General features: G+C 61.7%; 14 protein-coding genes. 10 read left to right on the top strand and 4 right to left on the bottom strand.

Translation table 11 applies throughout. The annotated features are described in order from the left end of the window. Nucleotides 1-57: 57 nt before the first annotated feature. From M0654_RS15190 to M0654_RS15175, 4 genes are all read left to right on the top strand, one after another. A complete protein-coding gene (locus tag M0654_RS15190) occupies nucleotides 58-702 on the top strand; it encodes an arylesterase (protein WP_390920412.1) in 645 nt (214 codons plus the stop codon). Nucleotides 703-774: 72 nt separating this feature from the next. Beyond that, entirely contained in the window at nucleotides 775-1,359 is a 585-nt protein-coding gene (gene thpR, locus M0654_RS15185; RefSeq protein WP_248683834.1) for an RNA 2',3'-cyclic phosphodiesterase, read from the top strand. A 13-nt stretch (nucleotides 1,360-1,372) separates the two neighbouring features. Continuing rightward, nucleotides 1,373-1,675 (top strand): 4a-hydroxytetrahydrobiopterin dehydratase, encoded by a 303-nt coding sequence (locus tag M0654_RS15180; protein WP_248683833.1) that lies wholly within the window; start codon nucleotides 1,373-1,375, stop codon nucleotides 1,673-1,675. A 58-nt stretch (nucleotides 1,676-1,733) separates the two neighbouring features. Beyond that, nucleotides 1,734-2,135: a YkvA family protein gene (locus M0654_RS15175; RefSeq protein ID WP_248683832.1), complete on the top strand. Its 402-nt coding sequence runs from the start codon at nucleotides 1,734-1,736 to the stop codon at nucleotides 2,133-2,135. A gap of 8 nt (nucleotides 2,136-2,143) precedes the next feature. Here the strand turns inward: M0654_RS15175 and M0654_RS15170 are convergent, their stop codons facing one another. Continuing rightward, nucleotides 2,144-2,707 carry a sigma-70 family RNA polymerase sigma factor gene (locus M0654_RS15170; protein ID WP_248683831.1) on the bottom strand — a complete coding sequence of 188 codons (564 nt, stop codon included), beginning with the start codon at nucleotides 2,705-2,707 and terminating at the stop codon, nucleotides 2,144-2,146. Between the two features lie 328 nt (nucleotides 2,708-3,035). Between M0654_RS15170 and M0654_RS15165 the strand changes: the two genes are divergently transcribed. The 5 genes from M0654_RS15165 to M0654_RS15145 all read left to right on the top strand — a co-directional run bounded on the left by M0654_RS15165 (nucleotide 3,036) and on the right by M0654_RS15145 (nucleotide 7,816). Further along, entirely contained in the window at nucleotides 3,036-3,545 is a 510-nt protein-coding gene (locus tag M0654_RS15165; protein WP_248683830.1) for an invasion associated locus B family protein, read from the top strand. Nucleotides 3,546-3,828: 283 nt separating this feature from the next. Further along, complete coding sequence (gene rlmN, locus M0654_RS15160) at nucleotides 3,829-5,001, top strand: 23S rRNA (adenine(2503)-C(2))-methyltransferase RlmN (protein ID WP_118851664.1); 1,173 nt, start codon at nucleotides 3,829-3,831, stop codon at nucleotides 4,999-5,001. Between the two features lie 89 nt (nucleotides 5,002-5,090). Beyond that, complete coding sequence (locus M0654_RS15155) at nucleotides 5,091-6,044, top strand: ABC transporter substrate-binding protein (protein WP_248683829.1); 954 nt, start codon at nucleotides 5,091-5,093, stop codon at nucleotides 6,042-6,044. Between the two features lie 99 nt (nucleotides 6,045-6,143). Next, nucleotides 6,144-7,025 carry an ABC transporter permease gene (locus M0654_RS15150; protein ID WP_118851663.1) on the top strand — a complete coding sequence of 294 codons (882 nt, stop codon included), beginning with the start codon at nucleotides 6,144-6,146 and terminating at the stop codon, nucleotides 7,023-7,025. Continuing rightward, entirely contained in the window at nucleotides 7,022-7,816 is a 795-nt protein-coding gene (locus M0654_RS15145; RefSeq protein WP_248683828.1) for an ABC transporter ATP-binding protein, read from the top strand. Before M0654_RS15150 ends, M0654_RS15145 begins: the two co-directional genes overlap by 4 nt. Nucleotides 7,817-7,837: 21 nt before the next feature. Here M0654_RS15145 and M0654_RS15140 read toward each other — a convergent pair whose 3' ends face one another. Then, a complete protein-coding gene (locus M0654_RS15140) occupies nucleotides 7,838-8,479 on the bottom strand; it encodes a LysE family translocator (protein ID WP_248683827.1) in 642 nt (213 codons plus the stop codon). A 79-nt stretch (nucleotides 8,480-8,558) separates the two neighbouring features. Continuing rightward, complete coding sequence (locus M0654_RS15135; RefSeq protein ID WP_248683826.1) at nucleotides 8,559-9,416, bottom strand: SDR family NAD(P)-dependent oxidoreductase; 858 nt, start codon at nucleotides 9,414-9,416, stop codon at nucleotides 8,559-8,561. 412 nt (nucleotides 9,417-9,828) lie between these two features. Between M0654_RS15135 and M0654_RS15130 the strand changes: the two genes are divergently transcribed. Further along, nucleotides 9,829-11,052 (top strand): argininosuccinate synthase, encoded by a 1,224-nt coding sequence (locus tag M0654_RS15130; protein WP_248683825.1) that lies wholly within the window; start codon nucleotides 9,829-9,831, stop codon nucleotides 11,050-11,052. 56 nt (nucleotides 11,053-11,108) lie between these two features. Here M0654_RS15130 and M0654_RS15125 read toward each other — a convergent pair whose 3' ends face one another. Further along, nucleotides 11,109-12,281 carry a multidrug effflux MFS transporter gene (locus M0654_RS15125; protein WP_248683909.1) on the bottom strand — a complete coding sequence of 391 codons (1,173 nt, stop codon included), beginning with the start codon at nucleotides 12,279-12,281 and terminating at the stop codon, nucleotides 11,109-11,111. Nucleotides 12,282-12,298 lie beyond the last annotated feature (17 nt).

Raw genomic sequence — 12,298 nt, 5'->3', positions numbered from 1 at the left:
GGCCCATGCCTCGCGCTGATGCCGCATTGCGGTAGCGCCAAATCTAGGAGACGGATCTTGAGTTTTAAAGCAAGGCTGCTTCACTTCATCGTCATGTCGGTTATGTGCCTTGTCGCTCTGCCGGCCGGCGCGCAGGATCGAACGCTCCAGCTTGTCGGTTTCGGCGACAGTCTCATGGCAGGCTACCAGCTTGCGCCGTCCGAATCCTATACCGCAAAGCTCGAAGCCGCGCTGAAGGCCAAGGGCCATAATGTCGTGGTCACCAATGCCGGTGTTTCGGGCGATACCACGTCCGGCGGCCTTTCCCGCATCGACTGGTCGGTGCCGGACGGCACGGACGGCGTCATCCTGGAGCTTGGCGCCAATGACGCGCTGCGCGGCATCTCTCCTGAGCAGTCCGAGAAGAACCTCGATGCGGTGCTGGCGCGGCTCAAGGAGCGAAACATTCCGGTCCTGCTGGTCGGCATCGTGGCGCCTCCGAACATGGGGAGCGACTATGCCGACCGGTTCAACCCGATCTACGAGCGACTGGCGCAGAAGTATTCCGTCAAGCTCTACCCCTTCTTCCTTGATGGCGTCGTGACCGTAGAAGGAACACAGCTCGATGATGGCATGCATCCCAATGCAAGGGGCGTCGACATCATGGTCGATAAATCCCTGGCGCTGGTTGAAAGCTTCCTGGGGGACATTGATCACAAGTGAAAAACCCGACTTGCGCGGAACTCCGTTGCATGATCCGCTGTTAGCGTCTGCAAAAGATTCGAGGAGGTCCCCATGCCGAGACTTTTCACCGCCCTCGAAATACCGCGCAATCTGGCCATGAGCCTTTCGTTGTTGCGCGGCGGTCTCCCCCGAGCCCGCTGGATCGACGTTGAAAACTACCACATCACCTTGCGCTTCATCGGCGATGTCGATGGGCGCACCGCTGACGAGATCGTCGATCGGCTTGATCGCATCGACCGACCGGAGTTCCCGCTGACGCTGAGCGGCATCGGCTCTTTCGGTTCCAAGAAGCCGCACTCCATCTGGGCCGGCGTTTCACCATCCGCTGAACTCAACGCGCTGCAAGGCGAGATCGAGCGCATCTGCCAGCGCATCGGCCTGCCGCCGGATCCACGCAAGTTCACCCCGCACGTGACGCTTGCGAGGCTGAAGAACTGCCGCCTCGATGACGTCGTCCATTATCTCTCCGGTCGCGGCAACTTCTTTGCCCCAACCTTCACGGTGGGGCGTTTCGTGCTGCTGTCGTCGAAGGAATCGGTTGGCGGCGGACCCTATCTGACGGAAGAAGTCTTCCCGCTGCGCGAAACGAGCTACGGTTACGCGGGCGCTGCGGAACTGGAACAGGGCTTCCTTTAAGGACGCTACGACCATGGACTACGAAAAGCTTGATGCCGAAGCCGCGGCACGGGAGCTGCCGACCCTGGATGGCTGGGAGTTGAAGCCGGATGGCGATGCCATCTTCAAGAGCTTCACGTTCAAGACCTTCATCGAGGCCTTCGGCTTCATGACCGAATGCGCGATGCGGGCCGAGAAGCTCAACCATCACCCCGAATGGTCGAACAGCTATTCCCGCGTCGATGTGCTGCTCACGACGCATGCCACCAAAAGCCTCACGCAGCATGATTTCAAGCTCGCGCGGGCCATGGACAAGGCATATGGACGCCGCAATTGATCCCCATCCTCGGAAGAACCATATGTAAAGGGTCTGCATCCGAGACAGTGGAGCGAACATGGACGACGTGAAGATCGGGGAAATTCTCTTGCCGGGCGACGAGAAGGCGCAAAACCGCCAGGAACGCCAGGTGCGGGCCAGGTTCTGGCCGACGCTGAAGCGCGCCGTGCGCTATGTCCCTTTCAGTCGTGACCTCGTGGCCGCTTACTATTGCGCCGTTGATCCCAAGACGCCGACGCGCGTCCGCGGCATCCTGCTCGCCGCCCTCGGCTACTTCGTCCTGCCAATCGATGTTGTTCCGGATGTCTTCGCGGTTGTCGGTTTCACCGATGATATTGCCGTGCTCGCCACTGCCTTCCGGATGATTCAGGGGCATATCGCCGATCGTCATTACGAAGCAGCCGATGCAGCATTGGCCGACCAGCCGGACATGGCCGGCGGGGTGCACAGCGGCACCTGATCCCTGGGTCAGGCGGGTGTGTCGTCCTCAAGCGCCCTGCGAAGCCGTTCGAATGCCAGCCTGATGCGCGATTTCACGGTCCCGAGCGGCAGCCCCGTCTCGGATGCGATCTGCGCATGCGACTGGCCGAGGAAGAAGGCAGCCGTCACCAGTTCCATCTGCTCGGGTGGAATGCCGGAAAGTGCGGCCCGCACCCTTGCCGCCTGTTCCTCCCTCTCGAACATCATGTCGGCAGCCGGCGTTTCTGTCAGAGGATAGAGCGGCGCATAGGCCCCCGAGACCCGATGCCTGGCCCGGCGCTGCGCGTCGATGCGCCGATTTCGCGCGACCCGGAACAGCCATGTCGAGATCGACGCCTGGCGCGGGTCGTAAAGATGCGCCCGGTGCCAGAGTACGGTCATCACCTCCTGGACAAGCTCCTCCGCTTCATCCGGGCTCATCGCCTGCCGTACCAGCCAGGATTTCAACCGCGGGCCGAAGTAATCAAACAACGCAGTAAAGGCTGTCTGATCGCGCTCATCGGCCACTGCCTTTACCAAGCTGGCGAAGTGGTCTTTTTGGTTTTCGTCCATGCAGGCTACGGCAGGTATTATCCAATGCGATTCGCGTTAGAGTTGACATTGTAACGTCATCGCGAGACGGAGGAAAAGGACAAACTCTCGCCCTATTCCTTGTGTCACTGCTGGGCGCTGTGCATGGTCTTACCGGCAAGATTGAATAAGACAACGGCGATCGAATGTTTCCGCTGGATCTAAAGGGCGGGTGCGTGCTGCACATCTTTGATACGGCTTGTTGACGGTTTGGTAACCGGAATTAAGTCAAATTGCACCGAATCAGGATCATGCCTTGGCCATGCTTCGGCATTGCGCCGCTGAGACAAAAGAAAATCGGCAGGAGACTATGTCTGTAAAAACGATCGCGACCGCATTGATGTTCTTGGTAGCCGGCGCTGGTTTGGCTTCCGCCCAGGCACCCGCTCCGACCCGGATCCAGCAGTTCAAGGCCTGGGGCGCCTATTCCTACAAGTCTGGCGGCGGCAATGTCTGCTACGTGCTTTCGGTGCCGACTGCCAAGGAACCGACGACCGTCGATCACGGCGATATCTTCTTCATCGTCTCGCAGCGTCCCGGCCAGAACATCTCCTACGAGCCGCAGGCCATGGTGGGTTACACGCTGCAGGCCAATTCCAAGGTCACCGTGACGATCGACAACAAGAAGTTCACGATGTTCACCAAGGATAAGGCAGCCTGGGTGGAAAACGCGGCTGAAGAGCCGGCGCTCGTCGCCGCCATGAAGGCCGGCCGGACCATGAGCGTCAACGCCGTCTCCGGACGCGGCACCAAGACCGCCTATACCTACGATCTGGAAGGCATCTCGGCTGCCCTGAAGCAGATCGAGTCCTGCAAGTAAGGCATTATTTGTCGCTTGAATTCGAAGGCCGGTCTCGTGACCGGCCTTTTCGCATTTCGCCGGAAGGGGTGACGCGGCCGCTATTTGATGATAAAGGCCGCATCAACATGCGGTCCGGCACTTGGAGTGCCGTGAGCGCCATCACATATTCCACGAACAGACATATCGCCCGGTTCCGCTGAGTTGATGCGGGATAACAGGCGTTCGACAGGATGAAGACATGTCGGTTTCCGAGGCCGTTCTGGCCCCATTGAAGACCCCGCTGGTGCCCCGTCCGGACCTGATGTCGGGCAAGCCGTCGCTGATCGGGCTGAGCCGTGAAGAGATGGGCACGGCGCTGAAAGACAAGGGCGTGCCGGAAAAGCAGGTGCGCATGCGCGTCAGCCAGCTCTGGCATTGGCTCTATATTCGCGGCGTCTCTGATTTCGATGCGATGACGAACGTCGCGAAAGACATGCGCGAAATGCTGAAGACGCATTTCACCATCGCGCGTCCGGAGATCGTCGAAGAGCAGGTGTCGAACGACGGTACCCGCAAGTGGCTGCTGCGCTTTCCGCCGCGCGGCGCTGGCCGTCCGGTCGAAGTCGAGACGGTTTATATTCCCGAAGAAGGTCGCGGCACCCTCTGCATCTCGAGCCAGGTCGGCTGTTCGCTCACCTGCTCCTTCTGCCATACCGGCACGCAGCGCCTCGTCCGCAACCTGACGGCGGAAGAAATCCTGTCGCAGCTTCTCCTGGCGCGCGATCGGCTGGGTGATTTCCCGGGCACCGATACGCCTCCGGGCGCCTTCGTGCCCACCGGCGAGCGCAAGATCACCAACATCGTCATGATGGGCATGGGTGAGCCGCTCTACAATTTCGAGAGCGTCAAGACGGCGCTCTTGATTGCCACCGACGGCGACGGCCTCTCCTTATCGAAGCGGCGCGTCACGCTGTCCACCTCGGGCGTCGTGCCGGAAATCTACCGTACCGGTGAAGAAATCGGCGTCATGCTGGCGATCTCGCTGCATGCCGTGCGCGATGAACTGCGCGACATGCTGGTGCCGATCAACAAGAAATATCCGCTCAAGGAGCTGATTGAGGCCTGCCGCAAATATCCCGGCCTCTCCAACGCCCGCCGCATCACCTTCGAATATGTGATGCTGAAGGACGTCAACGATAGTCTTGAGGATGCCAAGCTGCTGGTCCAGCTGCTGAAGGGCATTCCGGCAAAGATCAATCTCATCCCGTTCAACCCCTGGCCCGGCACCAACTACCAGTGCTCGGACTGGGCTACGATCGAGAAGTTCGCCGATTTCATCAACCAGGCAGGTTACGCATCGCCGATCCGCACCCCGCGCGGTCGCGACATCCTGGCCGCCTGCGGCCAGCTGAAGTCGGAATCGGAACGCATGCGCAAGACCGAACGTCTTGCCTTTGAAGCGATGATGATCGCCGGCCACGGCGAAGACGACTGATCCGCAAGCGTTCGTTATCACCATCCAGTTGATTTCAACGCGATGGCTCCATAAGAGACGTGACAGAAGAAGCGACTCTGGAGGAGAACATGCGCAACTTTATTCTCGCCCTCGCCGCCGCGACGGCGCTCGTCATGCCTGCAAAGGCTGCGGATGTGACTGTTGCGGTTACCGCAATCGTCGAACATCCTGCTCTCGATGCCGTCCGTGACGGCGTCAAGGAAGCCTTGGTCGAGGCCGGTTACAAGGAAGGCGAAGGCCTGAAATTCCTGTACGAATCGGCACAGGGCAACCCGGGCACCGCGGCACAGATTGCCCGCCAGTTCGTTGGCGAAGACCCGACCGTCATCGTTCCGATCTCGACCCCGTCTGCCCAGGCCGTTGTTTCGGCGACGCGCGACATCTCCGTCGTCTTCACGGCGGTGTCGGATCCGGTCGGCGCGCAACTGGTCAAGGACATGGACAAGCCGGGCGGCAACGTCACCGGCATCTCCGATATGTCGCCGGTTGCCGACCACGTGGCGCTGATCAAGGAAGTCACCCCGGACGCCAAGTCGATCGGCTTCGTCTACAACACGGCTGAAGCGAACTCGGTCTCCACCCTTGCCGCTCTCAAGGAAGAGGCGACGAAGGCCGGGCTGCAGGTGATCGAATCCGTCGCCACGAAGTCCGCCGAAGTGCAGGGTGCGACCCGTGCGCTCGTCGGCCGCGCCGACGTCATCTACATCCCGACCGACAACACGATCGTCTCCGCTTTCGAGGCCGCCGTTGGCGTGGCCGAGGAAGCAAAGCTGCCGCTTTACGCCGGCGATACGGACTCGGTCCAGCGCGGCGCACTCGCAGCGCTCGGCTTCAACTACTTCGACGTTGGCAAGCAGACGGGCGAAGTCGTGGTCCGCGTGCTGAAGGGCGAGGCGCCTGGCGACATCCCGGTCAAGGTTGCTGCGGGCACCGACCTTGTCATCAACAAGAAGGCCGCTGAAAAGATGGGCGTCACCTTCTCCGAGGCCGTCCTGTCGCGCGCAAGCCGCGTCGTCGAATAAGCCGCTGCCTATCAGCGGGCGTCGGCGGTTCAAAGGCCGACGCCCGAACACCATCGATCCGCCACCCTTTGGCGGATAAAGCAGGAGAGCACCAGGGTGCTGAGCCAGATTGCCTTTTGGGGCGCGGTGGAACTAGGGCTGGTCTTTGCCTTTGTTGCCATCGGCGTGTTTCTTACCTTCCGGGTGCTCGATTTTCCCGACCTGACGGTGGACGGTTCGTTCCCGCTCGGCGCAGCGGTTGCTGCCGTGCTGATCACGGGGGGCTTCAATCCATGGCTTGCGGCGGCGATTGCCATGGTTGCGGGCGCGCTGGCAGGCCTCGTCACGGCCTTCCTCAACGTGCGCTTCCGCATCCTCAACCTGCTCGCCTCGATCCTGACGATGATCGCGCTTTTCTCGGTCAACCTGCGGGTCATGGGCAAGCCGAACGTCGCCCTCATCAATGCCGATACCATGCTCAGCCCCTTCTTCGGCCTCGGCATGCGCGAAGTTTACGTGCGGCCGCTGTTTGTCGGTGTGCTGGTGGTGATCGCGGTCGTCCTCGTCTGGCGCTTCCTTGAAAGCGACGCGGGGCTTGCCATGCGGGCAACCGGCGCCAATGCGCGGATGGCCCGTGCCCAAGGCGTTGACACGCGTCGCCAAGTCTATCTCGGGCTGGCGTTGTCGAACGCGCTCGTGGCGCTCGGCGGCGCACTGTTCGCCCAGACCAACGGATTTGCCGACGTCACGTCCGGCGTCGGCACCATCGTCGTCGGCCTGGCGGCAGTCATCATCGGCGAGACGCTGTTTGGCGCCCGCGGCATCCTTCTCGCGCTCATCGGCTGCATCGTCGGCTCGATCCTTTATCGCATCGCCATCCAGCTGGCGCTGTCGACGGATGCGCTCGGGCTGAAGGCGTCCGACCTCAACCTTGTGACGGCCGTGCTGGTGGCCGTGGCGCTCATCCTGCCGCAGCTGCGTCGTGGAGGAGCCAGGTCATGATCGATCTCAAGAACATCCACGTCACCTTCGGCAAGGGTACCCCGCTCCAGAAGGAAGCGCTGAAAGGCGTCAGCCTGACGATCGAGCAGGGCTCCTTCGTCACGGTGATCGGCTCGAACGGCGCCGGCAAGTCGACGCTGCTCGGCGTCCTGGCGGGCGACGTGTTGCCAAATGAAGGCAAGGTGACGATCGGAACGACGGACGTGACGCGCAAGCCGACGGCCGCACGGGCCGGTCTGGTCGCCCGGGTTTTCCAGGACCCGCTGACGGGCAGCTGCGGCGCCTTGTCGATCGAGGAAAATCTCGCACTGGCGGCCCGGCGTGGCGAGCGGCGGGGACTGAAGGCAGCGCTTGGACCGAACCGGCGCTCGCATTTCCGCGAGCGTGTCGCCGAGCTTAATCTTGGCCTTGAGAACCGCATGAAGGACCGCATGGACCTTTTGTCGGGCGGGCAGCGCCAGGCCGTCTCGCTGGTGATGGCGACGCTTGCCGGCTCGGACGTCCTGCTTCTTGATGAACACACGGCCGCGCTCGATCCCGGCATGGCGGAATTCATCATGCGGCTCACCCAGCGGGTCGTATCGGAACGCAAGCTGACGACGCTGATGGTGACGCATTCCATGCGCCAGGCGCTGGATTTCGGCCATCGCACGATCATGCTGCATGGCGGGGAAATCGTTCTCGACGTCAGCGGCGAAAGCCGCAAGGACCTGCAAGTCGAAGACCTGATCGCCATGTTCCGCAAGATGCGCAACGAAACGCTGGATGACGACGCCCTGTTGATCGGCTGAGGCTTGGCGTGCCTCAGTTACTCAGCGTGCCTGGGTCATGAAAATCTTCGCCGCAAAGATCGAGAAGACGCCGGCAAAGGTGTAGTCGATCCCGCGCAGCACCTTGGGATTGGCCTGCAGCCAGGCCGATAGCCTGTCGGCCGCAAGGACCACGATCAGGTTCACCGGCATGCCGATGACGATGAAATAAAATCCCAGGAAGATCAGCTTGCCGGTGACATGCGGATCGGTGGCGGTGATGAACTGCGGCAGGAAGGTCATGAAGAAGATGATGACCTTCGGGTTGAGGATATTCACCCAGAAGCCGACCGAGATGTTGGCGAGCGCGCTGCTTTCCGGTCGCTCCACCTTCTCGACCGAAATGCTCGAGCCGTACCGCACGGCCTGGATCGCAAGCCACAGAAGGTAGGCCGCACCGCCCGTCTTCAGGATGAAGAAGGCGGTGGGCGACGCGGTGATCAGCGCGGCGATCCCAAAGGCGACGAGCAGCGTGTGGCAGACGACGCCGAGCGTGGTGCCGAGCACGACGAATAGCGCCAGGCGCCGCCCTTGCCCAAGTGCGCGGCTGATCGATAGCGTCATGTCCGGACCTGGCGTAATCGCCAGCAGAAGAGCGGCAGCGCTGAAGGCGAGAAGGGTGGCAAGGCTCGGCAGGTAGTCCATGGGTCGCACTCGAATGGCCGGATGAGGTGCGCTTCCTTATCCGGCTTTCGCGGCCGTGCCAATCAGCCAGTCCGTGCGCTCAGGCCTTGGAGATATACGCCTTCGCGGCATCGGCAAAATCGGGATGCCAGCGCGACAGCGGCGGCCGGTTTTCGATGATGTCGCCGATTGCCCAGGCCATGCGCCGCTCGTCCGTCGGGCGGTCGACGTCGTTGTCGGGGCAAAGAATGTAGAAGTCGCCCTTTTCCAGGCTCCTGAACATGAACTCCGCCGTCTGTTCGGGTGTCCAGGCGCCGGCGGGCTTTTCCGTGCGGTCCCCCTTGGTGAGGTTCGTGTAAACGAAGCCGGGAATCAGCAGATGCGCCGACACCTGGCAGTTCGGCGTGTTGCGCAGCTCATGCTGCAGGGCCTCGGTAAAGGCTTTCACGCCGGCTTTCGCAACATTGTAGGCCGGATCGCCGGGCGGCGTCGTGATGCCCTGCTTGGAGCCGGTATTGATGATAAGTGCCGGTTCGCCATGTGCGATCATCGCCGGGCCAAAGATCCGGCTGCCATGGATGACGCCCATCAGGTTCACCGAAAGCACATTATCCCAGTTTGCCTGCGGCCCGAAGATGCTGCTGCCCGGCTGTATGCCGGCATTGTTCATCAGTACATGCACGCGGCCAAAGCGCTGGATGACGGCGCGCTCCAGTGCGGCCACCTCGTCCAGCTTGGACACATCGGTACCGATGGCAGCCACATCATGTTCGCCGCCTTCGGCAAGGGCGGCGACCTCGCGGCAGGCTTCGGCAAGCCTGTCGCCTTCGAGATCGGCCAGCACGACCGAAAGCCCCATGCGGGCAAATTCCTTTGCGGCAGCAAGTCCGATGCCTGAGGCAGCACCGGTGACAACGGCAACGTTGTCCTTCTTCAAAGCAGGATGCGTAACGGCCATGAATGGTCTCCCCTGTAACGCTGCTGTTCAAAGCCCCGGCGGGATATGGTACCCCCGTCCATACCTGTCAACACGACGGCATCGTCGCAAGGGAGCAGGCCCGATGGGCACGATTACCTCGACACCGTGGATGATCTTGCAAACGTAGTCGCCAGTTCCTGGACGCGATATCCATGGCTTGAGGGTGGGCAATCTGGCACTGGCCTACGGATCGCATCTCGTTATCGACCGAATTTCGGATACGCGGATAGTGATCGTTCGCAATCTACACCAGCGCATGAATATCAGTCGCCATCTGTGAACCCGTGCGACCTTTGTTTTCCTTGCGCGGCACCGGAAACTCGCTAAAAGTGCCGCCATTCCCGCTATGACGGCTTCAGAGCCGCACCACTCGCAGACGGACAACTTCGACATGGCACTTCCGAAAGACGTAAAGAAGGTCGTTCTCGCCTATTCCGGCGGTCTCGACACCTCGATCATCCTCAAATGGCTGCAGACCGAACTGGGTGCCGAAGTGGTCACCTTCACGGCGGACCTCGGCCAGGGCGAAGAACTGGAGCCGGCCCGCAAGAAAGCGGAGATGCTCGGCATCAAGGAAATCTATATCGAGGACGTCCGCGAAGAGTTCGTGCGCGATTTCGTCTTCCCGATGTTCCGCGCCAACGCCGTCTACGAAGGCGTCTACCTGCTTGGCACCTCGATCGCTCGCCCGCTGATCTCCAAGCACCTTATCGACATTGCCCGCAAGACCGGCGCTGACGCGATTGCCCATGGCGCGACCGGCAAGGGCAACGACCAGGTTCGCTTCGAGCTTTCTGCCTATGCGCTGAACCCGGACATCAAGGTGATCGCCCCCTGGCGCGACTGGGCCTTCAAGAGCCGTACCGACCTCCTGAACTTCGCCGAGCAGAACCAGATCCCGGTTTCGAAGGACAAGATGGGCGAGGCGCCGTTCTCGGTCGACGCCAACCTCCTGCACTCCTCGTCCGAAGGTAAGGTTCTCGAAGACCCGGCACAGGAAGCACCGGAATACGTGCACATGCGCACGATCTCGCCGGAAGCCGCCCCGGACAAGGCGACCGTCATCAAGATCGGCTTCAAGAAGGGCGATGCCGTCTCCATCAATGGCGTTGCCATGTCTCCGGCAACGCTGCTTGCGACGTTGAACAACTACGGTCGTGACAACGGCATCGGTCGCCTCGACCTCGTCGAGAACCGGTTCGTCGGCATGAAGTCGCGCGGCGTCTATGAAACGCCCGGCGGCACGATCCTTCTTGCAGCCCACCGCGCCATCGAATCCATCACGCTTGACCGGGGTGCCGCCCACCTCAAGGACGAGTTGATGCCGCGTTACGCGGAGCTCATCTACTACGGCTTCTGGTTCTCGCCGGAGCGCGAAATGCTGCAGGCCCTGATCGACAAGAGCCAGGAGCATGTGGAAGGCGAAGTGACGCTGAAGCTCTACAAGGGCAACGTCATGGTGATCGGCCGCGAGAGCGAGAAGTCGCTCTACTCCGACAAGCTCGTCACCTTCGAGGACGACCAGGGCGCTTACGACCAAAAGGATGCGGCTGGCTTCATCAAGCTCAACGCGCTGCGCCTTCGCACGCTCGCAAAGCGCAACCTCCAGAAGTAAGGCTTCTGCTGCCTGAAATTAGCAGGCCCGTCTCCAGCCGGAGGCGGGCTTTTTCTTTAGCGCCGGCTTGTCTTGCGATAGCCGATATAGGCGCAAATGGCCGCGAAGTGCATCAGCGGGATGATGATGCCGAAGGCGATCACCGGCTCGCCGATCGAGGCGGCTGCGACACCGCCCACGAAACCCGCGGTCATCTGGATGAAGCCCATCATCGCCGAGGCGGAGCCCGCAATATGCGGGAAGGGCATCAGGCCGGCAGCGGTGATATAGGGGATGACGAAGGCGATCCCGACGGCGCAGATCGCGACCGGCACCATGATCGAGGCGAACGACGGCGGGAAGACCTGGGTGGAAATGGCGATCGCCAGTGCACCAGTCCCGCTCAGCATCAGGCCAATCACGGGCGCGCGTTCGGCGGCAAGCCATTTCGAGACGAAACGAAGGCAGATCGAACCCATCAGGTAGAAGCCCGACTGCATCAGCATGCTCATGCCGAACTGGGTGGGGGTGAGGCCCACCCGCTCGATCAGGATGAAGGGCAGTACGGCAGCCTGCGCATACATCGATCCCACCGCACCTGCCAGCACGACGGCGGTGAAGAGAAACCGCTTCTGCCCGATGATCTCGGCATAGGCCTGCACCAGACGCGCCGGCTTCACCCGGCTCGGATCAGGCACCGTCGTTTCCTTCATGCACACGGTCGAGAGGAAGAGCAGCAGAGCACCAAAGCCCACCATCAGCAGGAAGATCGCCCGCCAACCGAAGCCGGCGAGTGCCAGTCCGCCGATCGTTGGACCGAGCGCCGGCCCGATCGCCAGGATGATGTTCATCATGTTGAGGATGCGCGCCGCATCCGGGCCGTTGAACTGGTCACGAACGATCGCCCGCGATACGGTGATGCCGACGGAGGCGCCGATACCCTGAACGAGACGTCCGGCGAGGATCCATTCGACGCTCGGCGCAAGGGCGGCAATCAGCGAGCCGCCAAGGTAGATCAGCAGGAAGACAAGCGACGCCTTCCGGCGGCCGAAGGCGTCGGACATTGGCCCGGCACACAGCTGCGCCAGCGCAAAGCCTGCAAAATAGAGCGAAAGCGACATCTTGATCGCCGCTTCGGTGGTGTCGAAGGCGCGCACCAGTTCCGGCATGGCGGGTGTATAGATCGCCATCGAGATCGGGCCGATCGCCGTCAGCAGGGCGCCGATCATCGTCGTGCGGCGCTCGCTCATGCGTGCAGGGACGGGAG

Origin of the sequence: Neorhizobium turbinariae, from assembly GCF_023223505.1 — a bacterium.
Taxonomy (GTDB): Bacteria; Pseudomonadota; Alphaproteobacteria; order Rhizobiales; family Rhizobiaceae; genus Neorhizobium; species Neorhizobium turbinariae.
The sequence above is the reverse complement of the archived record's forward strand: the minus strand, read 5'-3'. Positions and strand labels throughout refer to the sequence as shown.

Bases quoted from the DNA above. Each gene is read 5' to 3' on its own strand.
- M0654_RS15125 (WP_248683909.1), bottom strand. From the start codon at position 12,281: ATGAGCGAGCGCCGCACGACGATGATCGGCGCCCTGCTGACGGCGATC.
- M0654_RS15175 (WP_248683832.1), top strand. From the start codon at position 1,734: ATGGACGACGTGAAGATCGGGGAAATTCTCTTGCCGGGCGACGAGAAG.
- M0654_RS15140 (WP_248683827.1), bottom strand. From the start codon at position 8,479: ATGGACTACCTGCCGAGCCTTGCCACCCTTCTCGCCTTCAGCGCTGCC.
- M0654_RS15170 (WP_248683831.1), bottom strand. From the start codon at position 2,707: ATGGACGAAAACCAAAAAGACCACTTCGCCAGCTTGGTAAAGGCAGTG.
- M0654_RS15155 (WP_248683829.1), top strand. From the start codon at position 5,091: ATGCGCAACTTTATTCTCGCCCTCGCCGCCGCGACGGCGCTCGTCATG.
- M0654_RS15145 (WP_248683828.1), top strand. From the start codon at position 7,022: ATGATCGATCTCAAGAACATCCACGTCACCTTCGGCAAGGGTACCCCG.
- M0654_RS15135 (WP_248683826.1), bottom strand. From the start codon at position 9,416: ATGGCCGTTACGCATCCTGCTTTGAAGAAGGACAACGTTGCCGTTGTC.
- rlmN (WP_118851664.1), top strand. From the start codon at position 3,829: ATGTCGGGCAAGCCGTCGCTGATCGGGCTGAGCCGTGAAGAGATGGGC.
- M0654_RS15165 (WP_248683830.1), top strand. From the start codon at position 3,036: ATGTCTGTAAAAACGATCGCGACCGCATTGATGTTCTTGGTAGCCGGC.
- thpR (WP_248683834.1), top strand. From the start codon at position 775: ATGCCGAGACTTTTCACCGCCCTCGAAATACCGCGCAATCTGGCCATG.
- M0654_RS15180 (WP_248683833.1), top strand. From the start codon at position 1,373: ATGGACTACGAAAAGCTTGATGCCGAAGCCGCGGCACGGGAGCTGCCG.
- M0654_RS15130 (WP_248683825.1), top strand. From the start codon at position 9,829: ATGGCACTTCCGAAAGACGTAAAGAAGGTCGTTCTCGCCTATTCCGGC.